Below are 25,319 nucleotides of genomic sequence, written 5' to 3'. Positions count from 1 at the left end.
CGCCATAAAAAAATATCCCCTCCAAGTCTCACTTGAACCCTCATGATAACATGAAGGTTTTTTTAAGTGTCTACTTAAAGGGGATAATACCACACGGCGCTTTGTTTTATATTAAAGGTGATCAACGTTGTAAGGTTCCGTTCACGGCAGCCATCCCTTTACTGTTGTAGCTTTCTCTAGCAAGAGCAATACATCTTAGGAAAGCTCTACAACGTGAGCTCATAGATGCTGACTCAGATATTTTGTGTGTGGCGGGTGCCGCTGATAAGTATTACTTGTCGTACTAAACAAGGAGAAGCCACTCGGATTCCAACGAATTGTCGATGGGCTTCTCTTGTTCTTTTAATAATATCCATGGCATCGCCTACCCCTGTTATCATCCATCTAATTCCATGAAGCTTCCTCTTTGGGAAATAATCTCAGCATTTCTTTTGTTAATACAGGATCAAGTGAAAACAGAATTGAGCTCATCAGCACTCCTATTTTGCTCGACGACCAGCTGACCTGAGATCTTAAGTCAGAGCATTTGCATTATAGTAATAGCATTACAGTAAGTAACATCACAGTAGTAGCATGACAGTAGTTTGGTACATTAGAGTTGTAGTTTTGCATTACAACTTTAGGATTACTACAACTCTAACGAACCTGAGACCTCTTATATAGAGAGAATAGCTTCCGATTGAAGGCTAACGAATCCTAGGCACGCTATTTTACTAAAATGCCCTTGAAATGGGTGAGAAACGTTTGTTTTCAACTCGATAGCGTGTGTGAGATTCGTTAGATTTTAAAAGAGGCTACATTAGGCTGAATAAGGTGTGTGAGGTTCGTTCGACTGTGTTGAAGTTTCCCCGAATACTCAATGGTCAAACGATCAGAGTATACTCACAAACGGAAAGCCGCCCAAATATCATTTAGTATTTAATATTTATCATTTATCATTCTCAATCTCTTATCAATAAATCACTCCTTTAAGGAGGGAAGTTACATCGATTTTATCCGTCGGAAATCCATCACATACGCTACGTCGGCCACAGCACAGCATATAACAAAGAGAAGCCAAGCGGATTCGGACGATCCATCCTTGGCTTCTTCTTTTTTATATACAAATCCCATCTCAATGAGCTACCACTTTACGAACACCTTTCACCGGATATAACAGCGTCCAGAGCATCGCATTTGCTATAACGAGCAACGCAATGTAAATCCAGATTCCTGCGGGTAAGGATTGAACGTAGAAATGTATCCCCGCAAACAAACCCAGCACTGGCAAAGCCAGCAACACAAGCCATCCATCACTTTGCTGTGCCATACTGAACGACTCCGAAAACGGAGGCTTACGTAATAACAGTTTGCTAGTTAACGGAATGAGCGCTGTTCCTATCAACAGGATGATCACAATGTCCGGTAAAATTCTCAAGCCAAACGCCCAGAGGAATATGGCCGCATTGATCATAAAGACAGGCATAAACATATTGCACAAAAAGGCTTTTAACGTCCCACTATAAAGTGCATGATCATTGGCAAGTGGCGCCGCGCGGAACGTCCAGAACGCCTTGTAGTGCCCTGAAAATTTCAGCATCATCACCACAGTTACTACGACAAACAACATAATATATAAGGTATAAAAGAGTGCGCTCTCCCGTAATTCAGCCCATGAAGAGTCCTGCATAAACGTAAACCAAAATATATATGGCAATACGAGAGACAAGCCAATGCTAGGATACACCTTAAGCTTGAACTCACGCTCGTTACGCATCATGTTGGCAGACAATCGAAAGCACGCTTGCTCCTCCCGCGTCCTACAGAACATTCTAGCCATGACCCGATCCCAGCCTCCACGTCTGCGACCTGAGGTCTGACCGGCGTGAGCCATTTTCTCAAGATATAATTCAAAGGACGGCATAAGCTTCACGTAGATTATCAGACTGATAATTGGAACGACTATGGCTAACGCCGAGAAGACATACAACCATGCGTTCCCACCCCCGCCGAAAATCCACTCGAACAGAGCCGCATACCATACTGGAGGAAGGAATAACTGCCACCATTCCGGAGTAAATACCATGTTGAAGTCAACGATGCTAAATGAGCGAATGACCAGTTGATACCCCACGGCAATGCCGACAGATAATAGAATCTGCACCATGTTGATCATATCCTTCAGCTTCTCGCCATCCAGGAACTTCATCATGAACAGATAGACCAGTGAGGTGGTCACCAGAATCAGCATATTAATCAGGATAAGCGCCACGGCAAACAATAGGAAGAATCCAATCCCATAACGAATGAGCGTTGCCACCAGTGGAAGAATAGAAAGCGAGCCTGTTAATAACAAAAGGTAGATTCCGGCGTGAATGGCGCGAGCCATGCCGATGGTACGAGCATTGACTGGCTTAGTCATGATGATATTCCGATCCCGGATATCGAGTAGCACGGAAGAGAAATCAGAGACCATAGATGTCATAATCATGAACATCAACATCGCCGTAACAATACTCATCTGAAGCATGTAATGTCCCGTATCCCAGACAATAAAGGGCACCATAATCAATCCCATTAAGGCATATAACCATAACGAACGAAGGTATAGATTCCCCTCCTTTTGTTTCTTGTTCCCATAATTACCTGCCAAAACGGTAGGTACACGGCGCTGATCCATCTGGAACTTCACTCGCAAAATAAGTCGCAACACATCGTAATCCGCTCCGGTTCGCGCGATCACATGCCGGAAACGATCCAGAACCTTGAGCGAGCGGAAATCGGAGGATTCCGCCATATCAGTACACCTCCTGCACGATCGAGACGAACCGCTCTGCTATCGCCTTATGCTCATTGAAGCCAGTCAGTTGATTGAATACTTCCTCCAGTGAGCCCTCCATCGACTGCTGCTGCAATTGCTGGAACGTGCCATCTGCCATCACGCGGCCTTCCGCAATGAGCACAATTCGGCTACTGATTTTCTCAACGACATCCATAATGTGTGATGAATAGAAGATGGTTGTCCCTTTTGCCGATAACTGAGACAAGATTTCCTTCACCACCATCACACTATTTGCATCAAGTCCGCTAAGTGGTTCATCAAGGAATAATAGATCCGGATCATGCAGTAATGCCGAAATAAGCAGCACCTTCTGGCGCATTCCTTTGGAGAATGAGGCAATACGAGCATTGTACGACTGGGCTAGACCGAAACATTCCATTAACTGCTTCGCTTTGTAATCCGCGTCTTCATAGGACAACCCATACAGTTCTCCTGTAAAGGTTAGATATTCTGCTGGTGTAAGCTGTTCATATAACTCGGCAACTTCTGGGACATACCCTATTCTACGTTTATACTCCACACCACTATCTTCAATATTTTTGCCGAAAATACGTACCGTCCCCACATACCCTTCGACCAGCCCAAGCAGTATCTTAACGGTTGTGCTTTTGCCCGCACCATTCGGACCTATGTATCCAATCATCTCGCCACGCTTCACTTCAAGGTCAATCCCGTTCAATACATATCGTCCATCATATCTCATTCGTAAGCCTTCAATGGATAGCACTTGTTCTTCTCTCATCTAGTTACTCGCTCCCATCTAGATTGGTATCGTCTTTTAGAGGGCGGTACTGAAAACCGTCCTTTTTGAACGTTCACTTTTACATTCGTTTCTACAATTCTACTAGTTTACCACAGTTTGGATTATGGCACAGATGCGCAAGAAATCCACCGTAAATTAACACTGCTTAATATTTCGATGATATTCAGCAAATAAATCAAATTTATAGTAGTCGTATAGACGTCTAGACATATAAGGGGGAAGGAGAACAGATTGAACAGATTAAGCGCAGGTCTAAAATATGGAACTTTCATCACTCTACTCCTATGGACGCTGTTTCCAATCTATTGGATGCTCGTCATTACTACGCAAGAATCTTCTGATTTGTTCACAAAAGTATCCATATTTCCAAGATCATTCACCTTGGAACATATCGTTAACATTTTTGTGCAAGACCAGTACATGGGTCCGTTAATCAATAGCTTTATCATCACCGTCAGCTCGTTGTTGATTGTCCTTGTGTTCGGATTGTCCTCGGCGTATGTGCTTGGGCGCAGAACGTTCCGAAGCCATTACCGAATATTCAAAAGCTCGCTGATGATCTGGATTTTGCTCGTTCGTGTCCTACCACCAATTACATTTGCACTCCCGTTATACATCATGATGAATGATGCTGGATTGCTGAACACCAAGATTCCGATTATTGTCGCACATGTCCTGGTGAATTTGCCGCTCGTCATTTGGTTCATGATGGCATTCTTCTACGGTGTGCCAGGTGAGATTGAGGAAAGTGCACGTATCGATGGTGCATCCGAGTTCATGATTTTTACCAAAGTGATGCTGCCGCTGGTTGTACCGGGCATTGCTGCTGTAACCATCTTATCCTTCATGGCTTCATGGAACGAATATTTGTACAGCGTCATTTTCATTCAAAGCCCTGATAGCTTCACCATTCCACTCAAACTCGCCACTCTGAACAGTGAGCAGGAATTAACGGAGTGGGGTAAGGTGGCGGGTGGCGGTCTCGTATCCGTACTGCCCGTACTACTTACAGCAATCTTTCTACAGAAACATCTTATTAGCGGCTTAACCGCCGGTGCAGTTAAAGAATAGGAGATGAGAGAAAATGAGAAAAAAGATGTCGTATATGCTGAGCTTATTGTTAACCACCACAGTACTATTCACGGGATGTCAGTCTCAGGGTCAGGCTTCGGGAGAAGGTTCAAGTCAGGGAACAGACAAGCTCGTCATTGCCGCCAGAGGTGGCTCTCATGTGGATGCGATGAATGCCGTGAAGGAGTCCTTTGAGAAGGAACACAATGTGAAGGTAGATATTATTGGACTGGAAGCGGCAGATTTGAAGCAGAAAATCTCTCTTGATGCGAAGAACAGTAAAGGTGCATATGACCTGATTATGGCGGACGATCCTTGGATGCCTCAATTCAGTGAAGCCGGAATTTTCGCTAAGCTATCCGACCTTGGAATCCAAGAAGATTCTGACTTTGAAGAGTCCTCTCTTGCTCTGGGTAAGTCTCCATATGCGACAGGAGATCTATATGCCTTGCCTTTCTCAGGTAATGTGCAGTTGTTCTTCTATAATAAAGAGCTGCTTGAACGTCATAACCATGAAGTTCCAACGAACTGGACAGATGTGCTTGAGACCGCCAAAGCAGTTAAAGCAGAAGATGGTTCTGCCGGCTACGTGATTCGTGGTCAGCAGGGTAACCCTATCGTTTCTGACTTCTTGCCTCTGTTCTGGGCATATGGCGGACAGATCTTCGATGATAATTGGAAAGCACAGATTAACTCTGAGGCAGGCCGTAAAGCATTAGACACATATGTTGGCTTGCTTGCTGTTGGAGAAAACTATGAAAATACTGATATTGTCGGCTCCGTCTCAGAAGGTCGTGCTGCAATGGCACTCGGTTGGCCGTCTTGGTTCATCAAAGGTGAAACAGCTAGTGCAGATTATACTGCGATTCCGTCCAAAGCTGCATCTGACGCTGAATCCGTCTCCACAGGGATGATCGGTAACTGGATGATGGGAGTAGCTGCTAACTCACAAAATCCGGAGCTTGCTGCTGAGTTCTTAACATTCATCACCAGCAGTGACACACAGAAGCAGATGGTTGAACACGGCGGCGTGCCTACTCGCAAAAGTGTCTATCAGGACGCAGAGCTTGCTGCAAAATATAAACATTTCCCTGTGATGTTAGAAGCATTGCAAAACTCGGTAGCAAGACCAAGAACAGCCAAATGGTCTCAAGTTGAAGAAGCTCTCGGTGCTGAATTGTCCGCAGCTATTGCTGGAACGAAGACAGTGGAACAGGCTCTAACAGACGCCAATAAGGCAATGGATGACATTATGCAATAAGGTTCATTCATCGGAAAGGAGTGCAATGAACTTGGCAAGTAAACGAGTCTTTCAATGGGCGATGCTGGCACCTGTAACGTTGCTGTTAATCTGCGTGACCGTATTCCCATTTATCTATACCGTGACCAACAGCTTCACTGACTATTATTATTTGACAAGTGATGCGAAGCAGTTCATTGGATTCAGCAATTATGTCAAAATCATTCAGGACGAACAGTTCCGTCAAGCCGTCTGGAATACGCTCAAATTCATGTTCCTGGCCGTTTCAATTGAAACGGCTCTAGGGCTTGGCATTGCCGTGCTCATCGAGAGCATGAGACGCGGGCAGAAAGTATTGCGGATCACGATGCTTATCCCATCTTTATTACCGCCGGTTACGGTGGCTCTGATCTGGCAGATGATGCTGAGCAATCACAACGGTATCGTCAACCATCTGCTTCACTGGTTCGGTGTGGGGCCATTTAACTTCCTGATGGACATCAACATTGCCTTCAATGCCATCTTGTTCATTGATATTTGGCAATGGACACCGTTTGCCTTCCTATTGTTATATGCAGGACTACAGTCCGTTCCTCGATCACAATTCGAGGCAGCCAAAGTAGACGGGGCAGGTAAGCTGCGCATCTTTTTCCACATTACATTGCCGAACATTATGCCGACCTTATTCATGGTCATTTTGCTTCGCACCATAGATACGTTCCGGTTATTCGATAAAGTTAACATTCTGACCGGTGGTGGGCCGGCCAATTCAACAACGACCATCACCCAGTATATTTACAAACAAGGCGTGTACAATCTCCAGATTGGATATGGTGCGGCTGCATCGGTGATCATGGTGATGCTGGTACTGGTGTTCTCTGTGTTCTATATCAAACGTTCGATGGGAGGAACAGCGTGAAATGGTTCATTGATTTCCTTAATGTTGGCTTCGGTGAAGCCACGGTTATTCGGCGGATGGAGGAGCACTGCACCTACTGCCTCGTAGTAGATGGTGGGGACGTGAACCCGATGACCAATCCGCGTCGTTGTAGTCTGGAGCAGTATCTTCGAGAATATGAAATTACGAAGATTGATGTACTCGTTCTATCGCATTTTCACAGAGATCATATTGGCGGTGTACTTCCTATTCTCGGTCATGTCGCTATTGGGGAGGTCATTCTGCATCTACCTCTGCCTGAGCACGTTCAACATAGTGCAATAAACGATTATTCCACACCAATTCTAGGCTCGTTCTCGCTATATGCTGCCATTTTGAATCGTATTGAGGAACTGGGCATCAAGAAGACCGCAATCAATAAGCGTCATACGATTGTTGAGCAAGATATGGAGTTCCGCATTCTCACGCCTAGCCAGCACAGATGGACGCGGCTCACTGAGGAAATCGACAAATTAGATATAACCAAGCTAGATCAAGAGAAAGAACGATTAACCGCCATTGACCGGATGCTCAATCACGCATCATTAGCGGTACTCATTAAAAATAACGACAACTCTGTAGCACTGCTCACCTCAGATGTAGGACTAGATTATTGGGAGCCTTATGCCGATGAGATCGGAAAGGTACACACCCTGCAAGCCCCGCACCATGGTGACTCGAGCCAACTATCCGTAGATAACCTTAAGGCGTGGGCACCACACGCCGTCATTATTAGCGCGGATGATCAAGGAACCTATCAGCTTCCTCACGCAGAGATGGAGCCGTTAATTCGTGAGCATTCCAATGCACACCTGTATTACACGGAAGGGCTATCCACCACACATCGGATCGTTCGATTAGACGTGACGGACGGAACGGTAGAACTTGTTAAGTCGTAGTAGCGGCGACATAAAACTATTGGAGATGAGGTTTGATTATTGAGTGGTTACCAGCACATCAAGCATGAACTTGAAATGATGATCGAGAACAAGGTATGGCATGTTGGAGAAAAATTGCCTTCCGAGTATGAACTGGCTAAACATTTCAGCGTTAGCAGAGAGACCCTTCGTGCAGCAATCAAGCTATTAGAGCAAGAGGGAAAGCTGCTGGTGAGGCATGGTGTAGGTACCTTTGTCATTAAACCCCTCCCGGGAATTCCTAGCCGGTTGGAGTTCTTACAAAGTATTGGTACGATGATTAAGCTGGCAGGTTTAACCGAAACGGATACGAAGGAAATGATCGGAGAGGTAACGTGTACGCAAGAATGGGCTGAGGCGCTAAATATCGAAGAAGGTTCTACAGTAATCAAGGTAGAGCGAGTCCGATATGCAGATGGAGAGGCTGTAACCTACTCCATTAATATCATGCCTAAGGCATTGGTAGGAGATGCTTTTGAACGTACGGACTTTTCGGGGTCATTATTCAAGTTTCTAGAGGATACGTGTAAGATTCAGATCGCTAGAGCAGACACGGAGTTGGTGGTTCCCCCGAAGAAAGACAAGTATGTAGGACGGTTGCAGAATCATATGGAAGAGACGCCTGTGCTTCTCATGAAACAATTGCATTATGATCAGCAGAATCGAGAAGTATTATATTCCTTTGATTACTTGAGAAGTGATGTATTCCAGTTCTGGATTCGCAGAGAGCGCAAGTGAATGGTCATCGCAGAGGTGCGGTACCATCTAATATAATCGCAGTCGTCCTACCTCACCATAGCGGAAGTGATCGTGCGTTAATAACATAGTTATACTTGTATGCCAGCCTCCGTAACCTATACATGAATAGGGATAAGGAGGCTGGCATTGGTTAATTCTCATTTGACAATTTGGTGGTAGGTTAGATGATTTATTGCACCTTAATAATTTGGAAATGTTGATTCGTACCGCCATTATCAGTCCACTGGATTGCGGCTGCACCATCGGCGAGCGATTGCCCTGATATGTCGAGCAGCTTGCCTGTGCTCCGGTTTTTCAATTTATAATATCCTCCACCAACGCTGACGAGCTGCCACTGCTGGCTCGCCCAGCCTCCGTCATTCCATTGCTCAATGACAGCACCATCGGCTGTGGAACCATTCTCAACACCAATGAGTTTGCCACTGGCACGATTGATGATTTTGACATACCCACCTCCTGCATCCGTGATCTGCCACTGCTGACTTGTACTGCCTTGATCTGCACGCTGCTCCAGATCGGCACCATTATCAGATGATCCGCCGATGACATTCAGCAATTTATTGCTCTTCCGACTGACGAACTGGTAGGAAGCATTCGCATCCCAAACGTCGGGAGCATTATTACCTGTGATCGTTCCTGTGGCTGTATCAATCGTAATGCTACTTGCCCAATTCATCGCTAGACTCGTTGCACTTGGGAAGGATAGCGGCAACCACACATATTTGGAATCCTGTACAGGGCCGCTCCACGCACCAGCCCAACGATCACCCATATAGAGATACGACGTGCCTTGAGAACCTTCCACCGGAAGCACATACGTCGATTGAGATCCATAAGTGGTACTATCCCCAAAGTTGCTCAGTCCGCTCCATGTACCGGTAATGCTTGTTGCTGTTGCATATTTAGCCTGATTCGGATTCCAGCCGGTTGCTCCCGACGTAATGAGGAAGTACACGCCATCTTTCTTGAAAATGGCTGGTGCCTCTCGATATTGCCCAGGCCATAATGTGGTCACTAATGACTCCACACCGAGGAAATCAGGGGTGAGCTTGTATATATTCAGATCTGCATTCACACGAGTAGCTGAGATGAGATATGCTGTTCCATTATCGTTATATACGGTCATGTCTCTGGAATCATAACCAAGTGGACGGTAGCTTCCTATATACGTGTAGTCCCCATCCACTTTGCTTGAGGTAGCAACAGCTACCTTGGCTTCGCCGTAATCGAGACCATTCTCTTTGTGCATCCAGAGCACGTATTTTCCTGTCGCACTATTGTAAATCACTTTGGGACGTTCAATGTTGGATATGTTCAGCTCTGTTGCCGATTGACTTGTTAACACATCATTGCGATATTCCCAGTTTTTCAGATCCGATGAACGATAGACGGACACCGCCTTAAATGTTCCATTGGGATTGCGATTTTCTCCGAACCAATAATAAAAGCCATCTGCTTGGATCATCCCGCCGCCATGAGCGTGGATCACGTTACCATTGGTATCCTTGAACTGAATCCCATTTGTTATGTTGACTGGAGCGGCTGAAGCAGACGATCCCGGAACAAGGAGCGCCCCTAATGCCTGGAAGGCTAGAATTAGAGCGAGAAGATAACATAAATGGCGTGAAAAACGACGACCTTTCTTATTCATGTGATCACTATGTTGATAATGAGCAATATGCATACAGCTACACCTCCAATGATTTTAGTGAAGCGCTTACAAAAGAGATTAAGATGCCTCCTCTTCCTGTGCAATTCCTCAATTCAGTATGTCGTAGCTTACTCCATACTTTTGGTTCAGCACTCACCTCCTGTTTCCAATTGTATCCATATTGCTTGTTGCTGAATAGTGAACAATTCTGTGGAACATGTACGAATGCACATCTAATTGCAGAAATGATCAGACCGATGTGCGTTTGCACTACATACTCGATACTATAATGTATAGACAGGTAGTCGTTCACCGTGAACCCAATATCTTATTGCACAACATGCTACACAATGGGAGTGGACATACGCTACTGCCGCTACACAGCAAAAAGACGCTTCATCGAAGCGCCCTCTGCAAGTGTATCTTTTTTATTGTAATCTTTTATTCTCAACTAAGAATCAAAATGAATCAAAGTTCTTAATCTTCGTCATCAAAGTCTTGATCGAATGATAGCACTTTACCTGTGTTTGCATCGATATCCACATCAGCTTCACCTTGTGCAGTTCTCAACTCGATTTCATAGACATAGCGACCATCGTCATGATCCAGCTCGACTTTGGTTACTTTGCCACCTGTCACTTGTTTTAATGCGATGTCAGAAGCCTGAGCTACCGTTAATTTAACCTGATCCGATGCAGATGTGCTAGATGAATTGTTGGTTACAGCACCGTTATAATCATCGTCATCATCGTCGTCGTCATTTACGACTGCAAGAACTTTGCCTGTGTAAGCATCTAAACGAACGATAACGTCATCGCTCCCTCTTCTGTCGATCTCTACTTCATAGATAATCTGTCCATTACGGCGTTCCAGATCCACATCGTCCACTTTACCATTGCCATCGGCTGCTTTGAGCGCCGCCGCTTTGGCTTGTGTCACCGTCAGTAATTTTCCAGTGTTAGTTTGGTTCTGGGTTGTCGATTGCGAAGTAGATGTTGGTATCGTCTGTACCGATTGTCCATTCACACTTCCACTCGCAGCTACCGCTGATCCTCCCAACAATACGGCTGCTGATAAGCTTCCAATCCATAGTTTAGTTTTGTTCATCATCATTCATCTCCTCGGTTGTGTTGTTCTCGTTCTCGTCTACAGTTATAGAATAACCTGTGCGAATGAGAGCTCAGCGAGAGACACATTAGAATTTGATGAGAAAATGAGGAGAACCCGTTAATCTTCATCCTCGTCCCATGTTACGGAACGGATTGCACCCGAGATTGCATTCACCTGAACAATCGCTTCCCTGCCATCCTCCAGATCAATTTCAACCAGATAATATGGATTACCGCTATTCGTGCCGCGAAGTTCAATATCATCCACTTCCCCTGGCACTCTGGCAAGTGCCTTCTGCTCAGCCTGCTTCTCGCTCAAGAACTGCGGCTTGTTGTTTTCTAGGGCTGGCTCGTTTACCGCAGGAGCATCCAATACTTTCGAGGACTGCTTCTGCCCGTTATAGGGATCAACCGTCCACTGCTCACGGCTATTGTCCTTCATAATCAATATAGCGTTATATACCGGGCTACCTTCTTGTTCAACCAGTTCAAGCGACTCTAATTCGCCATCCGTTTGTTTCTGTAATTCGGTCTTGATTTGCTCACGGCTCCACAACGTTTTCTCTTCGGCTTCCGGGTTAGATTCCAGTCGTTTAATGGAGTTCACCGTAGAAGTTACCGCATCAAGCTGAATATCGTATAACCCGGTTTCGGTTCGAAGCTGCATGAGATACGTTCCATCCTTCAACGTAGAGTTGACAATCTCTCCCCCGGGATATTGGGCTAGCACCGATTGCTCAGCGGCATCTGCCGTCAACATTACACGCCCAGATTGCCACGGCTTCCACCAACTAACTGCGAATATCAACAACAGCACCAGTGCCGCCAAGCTCCACCATACCCGACGACTGAATCTTGAAGAGTTGGAACCACGATGTTCCTCCCGTTTCATTTCAGCCTGCTCCCGATGTTCCTCCATGCTCTTCCCTCCTTCAATACGCTCTATTGATCCGACAAAGTGATCCTGTCATCAGTATATAAGAGAAGAATGAGAATTTCATGAGAGTGAGCCACGCTGTACAGAAGATGGCAAAATAATCGTAGCTGTCGTCCCAACACCCTCTGTGCTGGTCAACTCAATACGTGCACCAACCGCTCCGGCAATATCCTTAGCCAAAGACAATCCCAGACCCGATCCGCCCTCGCCGCTACCACGCGTTCTTGCGGTGTCCACGCGATAGAATCGGTCAAATACTTTGGCAAGATCCGCTTCGCTCATCCCAATCCCTGCGTCTACAATCTGGATCCAGCGTTCCTGCTGATGCGTCTTAACATGAATTTCAATCTGTTCCTCACTATACTTTCGGGCGTTATCCAGCAAAATAAACAAGAGCTGCTTCAGCTTACTCTCATCGCTGATAGCCCATGTCTGTCCAGCATCGTGACAGATCACCTCACGATGGTAGGCTTCACGGAATGCTCTCGTGGAGTCCTGCACGAGTCGGTTAATATCCACTCTCTCTAGTTGCACATTCCACTGCTCTGGCTGCTTCGCTAGCAATAACAGTTGCTCCGTCATCTCCCGCATACGAATGGACTCGGACAGAATAGCTTCAACCGCTTCGTCAAACACCTCAGGGCGTTCCTTTCCTCGTCGCTGGAGCAAACTCGCGTAGCTTTCAATAATGGTCAGCGGTGTTTTTAATTCATGAGAGGCATCTGAGACGAATCGTTCTTGCCGCTCGAAGTTCGATTCCAGCAGATCCATCATGCGATTAAACGTTTGTCCCATCGTATTCAATTCATCCTTGGATTTGGCATCTAGCGGAAGACGCTTGAACTGACCACTAGACTGGATGTCTCCCATCGTATGTGTCATTTGTTGGATTGGCCTAGTCATCCGGTTAGCTAGAATCCGGCTGGAGATGATGGCGGGAATGAGCGCAATGATTGTCACAGCAACTAGAACAGTTCGAAGCACAGATAAACCGCGCTCGGTCTCGGCAATGCTCTCGGTGACTTGCACATTCACCACTTCACCGTCCGGCCAGATAACAGGTAGTGATACCCACACATAACCGATCTCTCCAATCTGGAGGTGCTCGGATCTCTTCTCACTTTCATATGTATAGGAGAGCTTGCTGAGCTGCTCTCCTGACTCTGTCGTTACCGGTGCGGAGCTAGTGCCGTCCTCATTTACGATCCGCAGCATGCCGTCCAGCGGCGCGTAGGCACGCAACAAGTCGTCCGGCGGAATCGATCCGGCAGACTGACGCACTCCTTTTACAATAGACTCCGCTTCTCCTTCAATCCGCTTCATCTCGTTATTCATCGACATTCGCTCAAATACAATATATACGGACAGATTAACGGCAATTAACAGCACAGCAAACAGTACGGAGGAGTATCCGTAAATCTTACTTCTCAAGCTCATAACTGTTCTTTCAGGACGTACCCGACGCCCCGAACGGTATGTATTAGTGGCGGTGTGAAGCCGTTATCTACTTTTTTGCGCACATATCGGATATATACATCTACCACATTTGTATCTCCATAATAGTCGTATCCCCAGACAGCCTGTACAATCTGCTCCCGACTAAGTACCTGACGCTGATTCTGAAGCAAATATACAAGTAAGTCGAACTCACGCGGGGTAAGTTCAATCTGTGTGCCATCCCGGGATACTTCCCGTGTACCTTCATTTAATTTCAGTCCAGCTGCAGTAAGCCAGCCTGAAGTAAGCTCAGGGGAGCTCGCAGAAGAAACATGATTCATGTCCGGTGATGTCGATGCAGAGGTAGATGAGACGGTTGATGCTGCCGCACTTAATCGCAGTGCTGCCCGCACACGAGCAAGCAGCTCTTCAATTCGAAATGGTTTAGTGATGTAGTCATTGGCTCCGAGATCGAGCCCAGACACTTTGTCCTCTACCGAATCTTTAGCGGTAAGCATGAGAATTGGAATTCTCGCATCCTTCGCACGAATACGGCGCAGCACTTCCATCCCGCTCAGACCAGGCAACATAATATCCAGCAGGATAAGATCCCACTGCCTGTCCGCATACATTGCGAGTCCCTCTGTTCCACTGCCCGCCTTACCTACCTGGTACCCCTCATATTGCAGTTCCAGTTCAAGCAGGCGCGATATTTTCGGTTCATCCTCAATCACCAATACAGCTTCATTCATACAGAGCTCCCCCTCACTTCCCATATTCCTTTTCCCGTATAATACAACATATCCACGTTCAACTAAAGTATAGTTACACTTACCACTCCGATGACAGAATAACCTTCCGATCGCTGTTATCCCCAGATTTTTTTGATTCCCTTCTTCAAAGGGAAAATCCGGTGATAAAGGCGAGCGCTCCGCTTCTTCATGTTATTTCTGTCCTCTCCGTTCCCGTGTAAAAAATGTAGTTGAACTGATTGAACTATATTTATTTTCACTTAGCACCCCGATAACAGAACAACCTTCCGTATCGCTTTATAACGTACTTAACGCATCCTGAACGGAATCATTTCCTGCAATCAGATCAAAGGCTCTGCGGTATGTCTTTTCTTCCTGCAAGGAAGCGGCAATGACACGAGCTACATCTTTACGCGCAATGCTTCCCGGTTTGAGATCTGTGCCAACGGCAACTTGGCCTGTACCTGATTCGTTCTTCAGACCGCCGGGGCGGATAATGGTGTAATTCAGCTCACTTGCAAACAACGCACGATCCGCATAGTGCTTCGCCACGTAATACGGCTTGATCTCATCTGGCCATTTATCACGCTGATCCGCACCATATGCACTGACCAGAATGTATCTGGAGATTCCTTGTTGCTCAGCAGCCTCCATCGTTTTCACCGCACCATCAAGGTCAATCAGCAGTGTTTTGTCCGGTCCCGTGGAGCCGCCTGATCCCGCTGTAAACACAATCGCGTTCTGATCTTTCATCGCCTGAGCTAGATCATCAACACTTCCCTCTAGGTCGCCCATGACGACATTCGCACCGATCTCCTTCAGCGCATCTGCCTGCTCGGGTTTGCGGATCATCGCCGTGACTTGATGCTTGCCTTCCTGCACTAGCTGTTCCACCAACAGCTTACCAATCTGTCCATTTGCTCCAACTACTAATACGTTCATCATGTCACACGCTCCTTTAGTAATTTATCAGTCATACGATATATCTCTAATTTAAACGAAAGTCGAAAAATTTAACCTGCTGCATAAGTACCCTTATCATTTCTACGTCATTCCAAGTTACACGCTATCAGTTATTAGATTGAAAGCACACTCGACATAAACCACTTCCGGATATCACTATGTACAGTTCATTTCCAGATCATAAAAAGGTATAAAAGACGACTCAAAATCACTTTTGCTTAGCATATATTTCATGTAAAATTAGTAATTAGATGTAATATTTTTCTAAGTGTCTGAATTTCTACATTCTTCAAACAGAAGGGTACATAATTATGGTAAAAAGAAGTGATCGAAAGTTAATTATGCTTATCAACTTTTCTCTAGTGTTGATACTGCAACAAGGATGTTCTTTCATACCAGATGATACGGCATACATATCTTCGCAGGATTCAGTCAATCAGATTTTAAGTAATACGACGGATAACCACTCGATCATTGAGTTCAACAGCGTTAATCAAGCCGTTGAACTTTCATTTGAAGAGTACACCTATGGGGAGCTTACGCATCAGGAGGATTTGGGTAGATATAAGATTGTGGACAATTCGGACGATATCCCCCCTTACATGGTTATTACCGTTGTTAGCGATGTAGATCGAGGGAATGGTTATTATACGTTCATGTATTCCAATGGAGGGGTCATTTCGAAAAAGACGATATACCGTCCGTTACCTCAAAAGAAATCCGTTGCTCATAAAGGGCTCGTTAAATTATTTGACCAGACCCTCTCTGAGAAAGAATATATGATTTCCGCTTCGGCCTATTCAGATGCATCTATTAACATCGGCATTGTTCCTGAACAGATTGCCGATACGACAGCGTATCCCAAAGTTCACTACATCAAAATGAAGGTTCTTCCTTAAGGAATAAGTCAAAAAGGACGCTCCCGTAAGAGCGTCCTTTTGCATTTTAAAGATATGTTGATTAGTAAGCCAGTGCGAACAAACCATGAATGTGAGACAGGTAACGGATGTTACTTGCTTCTTTCATCATTGTTGCAGGCAGACCTTTCAGACGAGTTTGGTTGCCACCGATCATTCCGACAGCATCTTTACGTCCAAGGCTTCCCAGTGTACCTGAGAAGATTGGGGAGAAGGATTCCATTGCGCCACCTTTGAACATTACGCCCAAGTTGTGACCAATAGTCTCACCCATTTGCCAAGCGAGTTGTGCTGTTGGAGGGTAAGGACGAGCGCCTTCGCTAGGGAAGACCACCGCGCTGTCACCAGCAACGAACACATCTTTGTGGGATGTGGATTGCAGAACTTCCGTAACTTTAGCACGGCCACGATCCACTTCAATTCCGCTGTTAGCAACAACCGCATTACCTTGAACGCCACCAGTCCATACGAGTGTGTTCGTAGGGATGGAGCTGCCGTCTTTCAACAGAACTTCGTTTTCTTTCATCTCTGTAATCGCTACGCCAACGATGAAGTTAACGCCACGTTTTTCGAGACTGGATTTCGCACGATCAACCAGCTCTGGCGGGAAACCAGCCAGGATCGAAGGACCTGCTTCAACGGTGTACAGGGAGATATCGTTGAAGTCGATGCCTTTTTCCTTACATACGCCAGGAAGAAGGTCAACGAATTCGCCGACAAGCTCGATACCTGTCAAGCCGCCGCCACCAATAACAAACGTAGCGTCTGCTTTGTTGCCGGATTGTTTGTATGCATCCAGACGTGCTTCAACATGAGCACGGATACGGTTTGCATCACTAACAGATTTCAGTGTGAAGCTGTACTCTTGCAATCCCGGAATTCCGAAGTAAGCTGTTTCGCTACCCAGAGCTACAACCAGTGCATCGTAAGAGTATGTGGAGCCGCTAGTCATCAGAACTTTCTTCTCGTCCGGCTTAATTGTATCCACCGTATCGATTTTCAAGTTCACATTTTTGCCACGCAGCAATTTCTCCAGTGGAAGTGCAACTGCCTTTTCAGCAATGCTTCCCGCTGCAAGACGGTGCAGTTCCGTAATAATTTGGTGCGTAGGGTAACGGTTCACGACTGTAATAGTCGCTTCTTCCGGGGTCAAGTGTTGACGCGCAGTCAGCGCAGTCAAAAGACCGCCGTAACCTCCGCCCAAGATCAAAATTTGCTTCGACATATCCATCCTCCGTTCTTCTAATCTTAACGTTGCTGTTGTTGACGCTCGTTCAGGACACTCAAGAATGATTGAGCAAAACGAAGCGTTTGTTGTACGTTTGGATCTTTAAGCATTTTGAGCATAGCGAACAAGCCAACCGAAGTTTGCTCTGTTTGCGCACGATCATTTGCTTCGATTGCAGCGGAAGCTACACCTTTAGCTTTGTCTACAACTGGCTTAGCGAATTCACCCATTGCACTCATTGTGTCGCTGATCAGAACTTTGTCTGTAGCGATGCCTTGAGCAAAGTCATAAGCTTTCGTCATTGCAGTAACCATTTCAGCCAATTTAGGCAGGTTCTCCACCAGAACGGTCAAAGACTCCTGTACCTCAGGCTTCATCAGTTGATCCAGTACATCCAAGGACTGGCGTTGGGAAACGTCGGCACCTTCTGTACCCGGCACCTCTTGTTGAGTAGGCGATTGTGACATAAGAGAAAGTCCTCCTTTACTTTGGGATAGAAGTCCGCAACTTTTCATGATGCCTGTCAAGCAGAGCCGAACCACAAATACATCAATACAACTAAATGTACCAAATTTCACACAATAGAATGAGCGAATCCCGAAAGCCGCTCTCACATGATGTATTGTATCTAGGATCTATTGCGTGCAACATGTGTTGACGCACAAAACGACAAGCAGGCCGAAACCGAACTCTATACCCCTATATTACACCTCTTACACAGCAACATGAAAAAGAAATTTTTTACACATGTGAAGATATTGTGAACATTGTAACAAAATCGATATTTTTGTCAAGGTTTACGGCCTCGTCAAAAGGATCTTTCCTCCAGTCCAAGATCCGCATTTCTACCACATGTGGTATGAAGACGAGATCACATATGGCTATATGTGCGATATGTACGCAGCGAAGGAACTATTCATTTGTTTTTAAAGGAAAAGATTCCCAAAACCTCGTTTTTTATGCAACGAATTGGTCACTCCTGTTATTATGCGGCGAGGAAGCCACCCTTATTCCCGATATGAACATCTTTATTTAGCTTGAATTAAGGATTGTAGTTTGGCTCCTTATGAACAAGTCATCGTTTAGAATTCCAGCAAACCGGTTAATAAGGACTACACCAGATAACGAAGGAGATGTTCGATATGAGTAATTCAACTGGCGATAAAATCAAAGCAGGCGTGAACAAAGCTAAAGGCGAAGTGAAGGATCAGATCGGTAATGCAACAAATAACAGATCCCTTCAGGCTGAAGGTAAAAAGGATAAAGCCAAAGGTGCTGTTCAGGACAAAATTGCTGATGTAAAAAAACATAACTAATACATCTGATTCCTGTAATCTAGTTGATGAGCAGACCCATGACAAGACATTTCATGGGCTTCAATACTAGATCGGGAACAGATATAGCATAACTCCCCTGTCCATTAATAACGATCATCAGGTCAGTCTTAGGACAGAGGTGCAAAAAAGCCGAGGAAGGTGTGTTCGTACTACCCCTTCCCTGGCTTTTTTTGTTACGATTTTGCTCGGGCGATATAGATTGATCATCACGATTGAATCGTATAGTAACGTAGAATGAATCGCAGAAGGGTGTGTTATACATGGAGCGAACCGATCCACAGGTACAGACGTTATTTCTACATGACGATGGGGTAATCCCTAACCATCCCACACTTCCTGTGCTTATATACCACGGGGTGTGGGCAGACAATCCATCCTCGGCAGAACAGAAGATGAATGATCATCACTGGGGCAACAGCTGGGTTAATGGCGTGTTTGATTATCACCACTATCACAGTAATGCACATGAAGCCTTAGCCGTCATTAGCGGCTCCGTTCAGGTCATTCTCGGCGGTGAACATGGTCACGTTGTTACTTTACAAGCGGGTGATGTTGTTGTACTTCCTGCAGGAACAGGGCACAAACGGCTGCATGCCAGCCTCGATTTCCGTATCGCAGGCGCTTATCCTGCTGGGATGAATTATAATACGCGCACCGGTGATCCAAACGAACGTCCCCAAGCCCTGCGTGAGATTCAGGAGGTTCCTTTACCTGATACCGATCCGGTGTATGGAGAAGATGGACCACTGCTGAAACTATGGGGTAAACGTACAGAAGCTTATCAAGACTGAAGAACTCCCGAACTTCCAAATAAACAAACGTGGTGATACCCAGCTTCCTTGGATATCAAAAGTATTTCTCTTTCGACTAGCTGTTGGCAAGTCTTATACTATAAAATCGCATTGCATGAGGCATGCCCTCCATATCGAGTCGTCCCTGTAGAATAAGCTGACGTATACGGTACTCAATAAAAGTATCGCCGACAGCTTGTTCCAGATGACCCAGCACTTCACCTACAATACGAGCTGACTTAATGAATTCCCCAGGCTGTCTTGTTGACGCCACCTCGGTAAACTTCTGCATAATGAACTCATCAATGGCGTCCTCAGAGAAACTTTGGATGATCCCATCTTGCATTAAGCGCAAATGTCCAGGCTGTGCAGACAGATGCAGCCACTCTTGCTCCATTTGTCTGCGCTCCTCGGAAGATAACGGTTCATCATGCTCGCAGTGATGCCACATTTTCAGTAATTTCTCGGGAGGGATCTCACCCGTACCACGTATTTCGTATTGTACTTCCGGTGTATTAAACAATTGTGGATATAACTCTTTCGTTTCGATGACATAGATGGGGCTTTTCCTGTCACGCAGCAAATGCATGGCATATACGAGCCCGGTTCGCTCATGGCCATTATTAGCGTACCAGATCGTAATTCGGGTCTCTTCGTCAATGGAGCTAACCACTTGATTGATGTGAAGCAGTTCGTCTACCCCTTGAGCCGCATACCTACCATGTTCACTCATGTGAAATCGCTCAAGCAGCCACAGATGTCTGCGTTGCACATTTAATTTGTTCGTTAGATCACCTAATGGTCCAATTGCATAGTAGTCACTCATCGAGAAAAACCGTCGCCCTGAACGTCCAGGAACGTTGCCCATCGCCACCTTAATACTGCCTAACGGTGAGTCTCCAAATGCAATGTGTATTTCATGCGTTTTCTGTGCTTCCAATGCCTGTTTCTCAGCCTGATCCCGATTTCGCCGGTCATCCAATCGCTTAAATATCGACTGAACTTTAGCGGCAAATTCATCCGTACGACCTGTATCTACTTCTTGACTAACTGCCCGATCTGCACGAAGATACAGCTCACGTAACAACATACGCAGCTCATCCTCATTCATGTGATGCAACTCTTGATCAAAATCAAAAATGCTCTCAATCATACGGATTCTCCTTTATCGTTAGTCATTCACCATTAGCCATTCACAAGTAAACACCAGCCTACTCTACCATGCACATCATTCTCCCACCCCACAAGGCTCAAGAGGAGATGGACTTGCCCCCAGATGCACCAAGTTCATCTGCACCATCCATATTGGACGATGAACGAGTAAAATGACGCTCTAACTTACGACTCGCCCATAGAGATGCAGCGATAAACAACAATACGCCACCCCAACGAATAGGATGCTCCAGGAACTGCTCGACGTTAGAACCGATGTACGTTACACAGAAAATCATAATGGCCTTACCACAGCCAACGACGAGCAAGAAGGATAGCAACCGCATACGGGCGATACCTGCCGCTACATTAATAATCACAAACGGCCCAACCGGAAATATACTAAGCAAAAAAACATAACTAAACGCATTCCGCCTAATCCACACCATGCTACGTTGTACACGGGGTTTATTCGCCCATCGCTCTACAAAAGCAGACTTACCTATTTCTCTTACAAGTAGAAACGTAACCGTACAGCCTAACACCATGCCGATCCATGAATATATAAATCCTGCCCATAGTCCATACACCGCACCATTCACTCCAACAATAAGCAATGTGGGCAGCGGTGGTACAAATGACTTCATAAAGGTGAGCAGAATCCCTGGTAATGGCCCAAGCGAGCGAAACTGCTCTAACCAATAACGTATATTTTCTTCCGTGATATAGGACATTATGTCCAAGGGTACCAAGCTCATCTGCATCCTTCCAATCTATAATAAGTAACAACTGTTCTATTTCATTTCGGAAAGCTCTCACCAAACACTACTCCCAGTATAACGTACAGATGTACTTCCCACCGTTGTTAATTTGAAGAAATATTCACAGTTCACTATGGACATCCCATCAAATCCTGACATCACAAAGAGCACACCCCAACACAAGTTCGGGTGTGCTCTCCATAATGCATATTTCAAAGCGCCTATTTGATTAAGATCGATTAACGCTCTAATCCAACTGCGCCTCTTGTAGCTGTATCTGAATCAATTCCTCCTGATGTGCTGCATTCCACTCCGGAATGCCGGATCGCATGAATTCATCCGCATCCATAGCAGCCTTCGATTGATTGCATAGATTGCAGGCACATACACAATTGAGCGGTGTTGTATGTCCACCTTTGGCTCGGGGAAGCAGATGGTCAATCGTGTCTCCATACGATCCACAGAAGTGACACGTATACTGATCACGATTCAGAATAAACCGTTTAAAATCCTTATTGCTGAATAATCTGCGAATGGTATATCGGTTGACCACCACTGCAGCCTTTTCCTTCACCAGCGTGACAGCAAGCTCCATATCAATCTCCTGATGCCAGCGGCGTCCCTTGTCCGTTTTGCCACGCATTCGGATGAGTCCCTGTCTGTTGGTTCGAAGGGAAGAAGGATCTTCCGGATCAATAGCGACAGGCTCTGCTGAATTCTGACGGCGCTGACGACGATCTGTACTTAACCCACGATTGCGAGTCCCATGTGAGCTTGTCCGATGTGTCGGTATCGTCACACGAGATGAGTCTTCGTTTGAACTCTTCGGCTCCGGATTTGCTACAGTCAGCTTCTGATCCGACAGTTGGTCAGGCTCTGATTTTGTTTGTCCTTTTTCCAGGAGAGTATCAGGTCGTTTCGCTTTTCTTTTCCTTCTTCTCTTCTTACGTTGTCCAGAGGAAGACTCACTCAATGATAAGGACTGCTTGTCCGAAGTGGATTCAATCACAGACGAAGCAGAGCTATCCTTGCTCGCTTGCACGGATACTGAACGCACGGCAGAATCTGCTGATACAGTCACAGATGATATAACGCGCTTCTCGCTATTCGCTCGTTCGGAATGCCTTACATGTGGCATGGAGATGTTACTGTCGGCTGCCTGCACATCAGACTTCCGACAGCTTCGGCAGGCTCCTCTTCTGGCGCCAGGGACGGCGCGTTTCCCGGTTCTGCGCCGAAATTCGGACAACGGACGCTTTTGCCCGCAATACATACATGTCTTCGTCTGCTGCGCTTCATGTTCAGTCATATGTTGCCGGAAAGGGGCCGTGCCCATCTCCATGTCGTCACCTCGGTTCCTTATGAATCCGGTTTCTTTCTATTGTATCACATCTGCTCACGAACACCCTCATGAGCTCCTGATTGATATTCCTCAGTGCCAAACTCCTGCGGCTGCTCACATTCATGAAGGATATGTTCTACGTATTCTAATATATCTTGCATCGGTCTCCCGCATTGTTGACATGTTGTCATTTATCTCACCTTGTTCCTGTTCATCAAAAAGAATTGGTAATCGTGTTCCGATGTCTCATTACCCTTCGTACGCGAAAAAGAAACATTCGTTCCCCATGGCGAATACCCGTACGACATACGAAAGAGCCGTTTCCCGCTCAACCCTAAGGTCGTCCAAGAAACAGCTCTATATTCCTATGATGGAAAATAAATATAATTATGCATCCAGTTGTCCTGACTTTTGCTGTGGCACAAGGCGTGGTTTAGGCTTAGGCAGATTACCGAAGAAGACCCATGCGAATGGAATGAATCTCGCTGTCAAACCTACGACAATCCACGATGCGATCAAGGCAACCCCGAACCCCCCAGCATACCAGAGGTGAAGCAGCCAAGACGTACCCGTTTGTGGAGGGAAGTTCCGATAAACGAGCAAGAAGAACGGATGAATCAGATAAATGCCGAAAGACAGCGCACCCAGTCGATTAAATGGCTTAACGATGAATGCTGGCCCTTTGCGATAGAGCAGATAAGAGATCTGGATCAGAACCAGCGCACAAGCGAAGGTATGCAGATTCCAGAAGAATTCGTACCATAGTGTGTTATAGGTTGCGATCTTCAGACGCAGTAGATAATAAATGTACACATGCCCAAGACCAGCAACGATCCATACAGCCCAGAGCAGTACCCATGAAGCGACTCGTCCTTTGGTTGCATTGGCTCGACTAATGACAAACCACTGTTTGATCTTAGGGAAGTACACCCCAATGAAGGCACCTAACATAAAGTAGGAGAAGTAGGAGAACGCCCAGCTACCTTTGTTAGGAACTTGGAATCCATACTTATTACTCACAATGAAAGCCCACTGAATAAGTAACCCAATCAGCACGGACCACTTCACAACGGAAGGATACTTCTTGAGCAACCAGAGCACAAACGGGAATAACAGATAGAATTGCATATTGATAAACACAAAGTACAGATGCGTATATGCCTTACCCGTGAAGAGCTTGGTGACGAAGCTAAGGGCTGACTCTCCAAATGGACGACCTTGATAATGGATGTAATGCAGCAATACAAAGTACATCAACGAAAACAGGAAATAAGGCAGTAAAATATACACGAATCTTTTCTTGTAAAAATTACTTACTAACTTCTTATCTAGCGGACGAGAATAATAGTTGTAGAACAGCACAAAGCTACTCATAAAGATAAAGGTCGGCGTACCATATTTCATAAAAATATTAATAAAATTATACAGCCAGTAGTATCCTGAGCCGGTCATGTCTACGGTGGCGTATGAAGTGGAGTGCACACTTAGCACGCCGATAATAGCCATGGCACGTACCAGATTTAGCTCTGGAATCCGCTCTCTTTTGATTGTCTCACTCATGTTTAGCGTTTCTCCTTCATTTTGTTCGTCGATATGTTAGATATGACTTATTATAATAAACACACTCTCTCTATTAAAAAGCATAAAACTTAATATGGATAGTCCATTTTCTTAACATTTTTTAAATTTTCAAGCAGATTTCACATGTTTTTCATGTCCATCCATAGCAAAAAGACCGCAACAGTGCGGTCTTTAGGGTCCGATAGTATATGTATTATGATTTATGGATGACCGGGATGAAAATGGTAAACTCAGGATCAGACTCATCCGTCTTCTGAGTCATAGGGTACACTTCGTAATGCGTAAGCGCACCTCCGGCTAACTGATATTCACTAGCTTCAATCCCCACATATAACTCGTTATATGAAGCTTCGATATTCTGGCCTTTCCTGTGGTTACGCTTAGCGTAATGGCTTGAAGCAACCTCAATACGCTCCATTCCCTCGGGAATCTCCCGTGTAGCACTAGGATCGACCTCAACGCCAACATAATGGGTGAACCCTGTCTCCGTCATGTGATAAGATAATCCGAGAAGTTCGTCAGGATACAGCACATGCTGAATCTCGCCCAACCGACGTTTAAATTCCGACTGCACCACACGAATGCCACCGGCTCCTGCCTCGCCAAAAGTCCCTTCCCACTTCATACCCACCACAACACTTGCCTCTTTATGCACCAATTCAAACACACTATTTACCTGCTCCATGAACATTCATCCTTTCACGATTTATAATTCACTTTCAGCCAGTAATTAGTAATTCACTCCACAATTATACATCAAATATAGTTGAAATAACTGTAATTTTTGTTAACTTTCAAAATAATCTGGCGCCTGTCAGAAGACTATAAAACCACTATCACGATTCATCTTAAA

General features: G+C 45.6%; 23 protein-coding genes. 8 read left to right on the top strand and 15 right to left on the bottom strand.

Translation table 11 applies throughout. The features are described 5' to 3' along the window. Positions 1–1,114: 1,114 nt before the first annotated feature. Together J2T19_RS23845 and J2T19_RS23840 are read right to left on the bottom strand one after the other, a co-directional pair. Positions 1,115–2,776 carry a hypothetical protein gene (locus J2T19_RS23845; RefSeq protein ID WP_307220260.1) on the bottom strand — a complete coding sequence of 554 codons (1,662 nt, stop codon included), beginning with the start codon at positions 2,774–2,776 and terminating at the stop codon, positions 1,115–1,117. Position 2,777: 1 nt separating this feature from the next. Then, a complete protein-coding gene (locus tag J2T19_RS23840; RefSeq protein ID WP_307220258.1) occupies positions 2,778–3,563 on the bottom strand; it encodes an ABC transporter ATP-binding protein in 786 nt (261 codons plus the stop codon). Between the two features lie 252 nt (positions 3,564–3,815). On the opposite strand from J2T19_RS23840, the gene J2T19_RS23835 reads away from it, so the two are divergent. From J2T19_RS23835 to J2T19_RS23815, 5 genes are read left to right on the top strand one after another with little or no spacing between them, the layout of a single operon-like run. Beyond that, positions 3,816–4,655 (top strand): carbohydrate ABC transporter permease, encoded by an 840-nt coding sequence (locus J2T19_RS23835; RefSeq protein ID WP_307220256.1) that lies wholly within the window; start codon positions 3,816–3,818, stop codon positions 4,653–4,655. Between the two features lie 13 nt (positions 4,656–4,668). After that, positions 4,669–5,916: an extracellular solute-binding protein gene (locus J2T19_RS23830; RefSeq protein WP_307220254.1), complete on the top strand. Its 1,248-nt coding sequence runs from the start codon at positions 4,669–4,671 to the stop codon at positions 5,914–5,916. A 31-nt stretch (positions 5,917–5,947) separates the two neighbouring features. Continuing rightward, positions 5,948–6,814 carry a carbohydrate ABC transporter permease gene (locus J2T19_RS23825; protein ID WP_307220252.1) on the top strand — a complete coding sequence of 289 codons (867 nt, stop codon included), beginning with the start codon at positions 5,948–5,950 and terminating at the stop codon, positions 6,812–6,814. Next, positions 6,811–7,731, top strand: coding sequence for a ComEC/Rec2 family competence protein (locus J2T19_RS23820; RefSeq protein ID WP_307220250.1), 921 nt, complete (start codon positions 6,811–6,813; stop codon positions 7,729–7,731). Before J2T19_RS23825 ends, J2T19_RS23820 begins: the two co-directional genes overlap by 4 nt. 39 nt (positions 7,732–7,770) lie before the next feature. Continuing rightward, the gene (locus J2T19_RS23815) at positions 7,771–8,487 is read left to right on the top strand and encodes a GntR family transcriptional regulator (protein ID WP_307220248.1); all 717 of its coding nucleotides are present in this window, start codon (positions 7,771–7,773) and stop codon (positions 8,485–8,487) included. A gap of 190 nt (positions 8,488–8,677) precedes the next feature. Here J2T19_RS23815 and J2T19_RS23810 read toward each other — a convergent pair whose 3' ends face one another. The 6 genes from J2T19_RS23810 to J2T19_RS23785 form a co-directional block, all read right to left on the bottom strand. Continuing rightward, a complete protein-coding gene (locus J2T19_RS23810) occupies positions 8,678–10,192 on the bottom strand; it encodes an RICIN domain-containing protein (RefSeq protein ID WP_307220245.1) in 1,515 nt (504 codons plus the stop codon). A 444-nt stretch (positions 10,193–10,636) separates the two neighbouring features. Beyond that, the gene (locus tag J2T19_RS23805; RefSeq protein ID WP_307220243.1) at positions 10,637–11,266 is read right to left on the bottom strand and encodes a PepSY domain-containing protein; all 630 of its coding nucleotides are present in this window, start codon (positions 11,264–11,266) and stop codon (positions 10,637–10,639) included. A 120-nt stretch (positions 11,267–11,386) separates the two neighbouring features. Continuing rightward, a complete protein-coding gene (locus J2T19_RS23800; RefSeq protein ID WP_307220240.1) occupies positions 11,387–12,187 on the bottom strand; it encodes a PepSY domain-containing protein in 801 nt (266 codons plus the stop codon). Between the two features lie 78 nt (positions 12,188–12,265). Next, positions 12,266–13,642: a sensor histidine kinase gene (locus J2T19_RS23795; RefSeq protein ID WP_307220238.1), complete on the bottom strand. Its 1,377-nt coding sequence runs from the start codon at positions 13,640–13,642 to the stop codon at positions 12,266–12,268. Next, positions 13,639–14,394 carry a response regulator transcription factor gene (locus J2T19_RS23790; protein WP_307220236.1) on the bottom strand — a complete coding sequence of 252 codons (756 nt, stop codon included), beginning with the start codon at positions 14,392–14,394 and terminating at the stop codon, positions 13,639–13,641. Before J2T19_RS23790 ends, J2T19_RS23795 begins: the two co-directional genes overlap by 4 nt. 297 nt (positions 14,395–14,691) lie before the next feature. Then, positions 14,692–15,336, bottom strand: coding sequence for an SDR family oxidoreductase (locus J2T19_RS23785; RefSeq protein WP_307220270.1), 645 nt, complete (start codon positions 15,334–15,336; stop codon positions 14,692–14,694). A gap of 332 nt (positions 15,337–15,668) precedes the next feature. Between J2T19_RS23785 and J2T19_RS23780 the strand changes: the two genes are divergently transcribed. Beyond that, positions 15,669–16,256, top strand: a complete 588-nt coding sequence (locus tag J2T19_RS23780) for a hypothetical protein (RefSeq protein ID WP_307220234.1) — start codon at positions 15,669–15,671, stop codon at positions 16,254–16,256. A gap of 61 nt (positions 16,257–16,317) precedes the next feature. Here the strand turns inward: J2T19_RS23780 and J2T19_RS23775 are convergent, their stop codons facing one another. Both J2T19_RS23775 and J2T19_RS23770 read right to left on the bottom strand, forming a co-directional pair. Further along, positions 16,318–17,499, bottom strand: a complete 1,182-nt coding sequence (locus J2T19_RS23775) for an NAD(P)/FAD-dependent oxidoreductase (protein WP_307220232.1) — start codon at positions 17,497–17,499, stop codon at positions 16,318–16,320. A gap of 23 nt (positions 17,500–17,522) precedes the next feature. Next, positions 17,523–17,969 carry a DUF1641 domain-containing protein gene (locus tag J2T19_RS23770; RefSeq protein WP_307220230.1) on the bottom strand — a complete coding sequence of 149 codons (447 nt, stop codon included), beginning with the start codon at positions 17,967–17,969 and terminating at the stop codon, positions 17,523–17,525. 675 nt (positions 17,970–18,644) lie between these two features. On the opposite strand from J2T19_RS23770, the gene J2T19_RS23765 reads away from it, so the two are divergent. Together J2T19_RS23765 and J2T19_RS23760 are read left to right on the top strand one after the other, a co-directional pair. After that, on the top strand, positions 18,645–18,818 hold the full coding sequence (locus tag J2T19_RS23765; RefSeq protein ID WP_307220228.1) for a CsbD family protein: 174 nt from the start codon (positions 18,645–18,647) through the stop codon (positions 18,816–18,818). A gap of 281 nt (positions 18,819–19,099) precedes the next feature. Beyond that, on the top strand, positions 19,100–19,630 hold the full coding sequence (locus J2T19_RS23760) for a cupin domain-containing protein (protein WP_307220227.1): 531 nt from the start codon (positions 19,100–19,102) through the stop codon (positions 19,628–19,630). Positions 19,631–19,706: 76 nt separating this feature from the next. On the opposite strand, the gene J2T19_RS23755 is transcribed toward J2T19_RS23760, so the two are convergent. The 5 genes from J2T19_RS23755 to J2T19_RS23735 form a co-directional block, all read right to left on the bottom strand. Continuing rightward, positions 19,707–20,783 (bottom strand): DUF1835 domain-containing protein, encoded by a 1,077-nt coding sequence (locus J2T19_RS23755; RefSeq protein ID WP_307220225.1) that lies wholly within the window; start codon positions 20,781–20,783, stop codon positions 19,707–19,709. A 97-nt stretch (positions 20,784–20,880) separates the two neighbouring features. After that, the gene (locus J2T19_RS23750; RefSeq protein ID WP_307220223.1) at positions 20,881–21,516 is read right to left on the bottom strand and encodes a TVP38/TMEM64 family protein; all 636 of its coding nucleotides are present in this window, start codon (positions 21,514–21,516) and stop codon (positions 20,881–20,883) included. 274 nt (positions 21,517–21,790) lie between these two features. Then, positions 21,791–22,879, bottom strand: coding sequence for an HNH endonuclease (locus J2T19_RS23745; protein ID WP_307220221.1), 1,089 nt, complete (start codon positions 22,877–22,879; stop codon positions 21,791–21,793). 393 nt (positions 22,880–23,272) lie between these two features. Beyond that, positions 23,273–24,445, bottom strand: coding sequence for an acyltransferase (locus J2T19_RS23740; RefSeq protein ID WP_307220218.1), 1,173 nt, complete (start codon positions 24,443–24,445; stop codon positions 23,273–23,275). Between the two features lie 214 nt (positions 24,446–24,659). Further along, positions 24,660–25,151, bottom strand: a complete 492-nt coding sequence (locus tag J2T19_RS23735; protein WP_307220217.1) for a GyrI-like domain-containing protein — start codon at positions 25,149–25,151, stop codon at positions 24,660–24,662. Positions 25,152–25,319 lie beyond the last annotated feature (168 nt).

The sequence above is a fragment of the Paenibacillus tundrae genome (genome assembly GCF_030812775.1).
In the GTDB taxonomy this organism is placed as follows: Bacteria; Bacillota; Bacilli; order Paenibacillales; family Paenibacillaceae; genus Paenibacillus; species Paenibacillus tundrae_A.
Note: the sequence above shows the minus strand (reverse complement) of the source record. Positions and strands in the feature narration are given on the sequence as shown.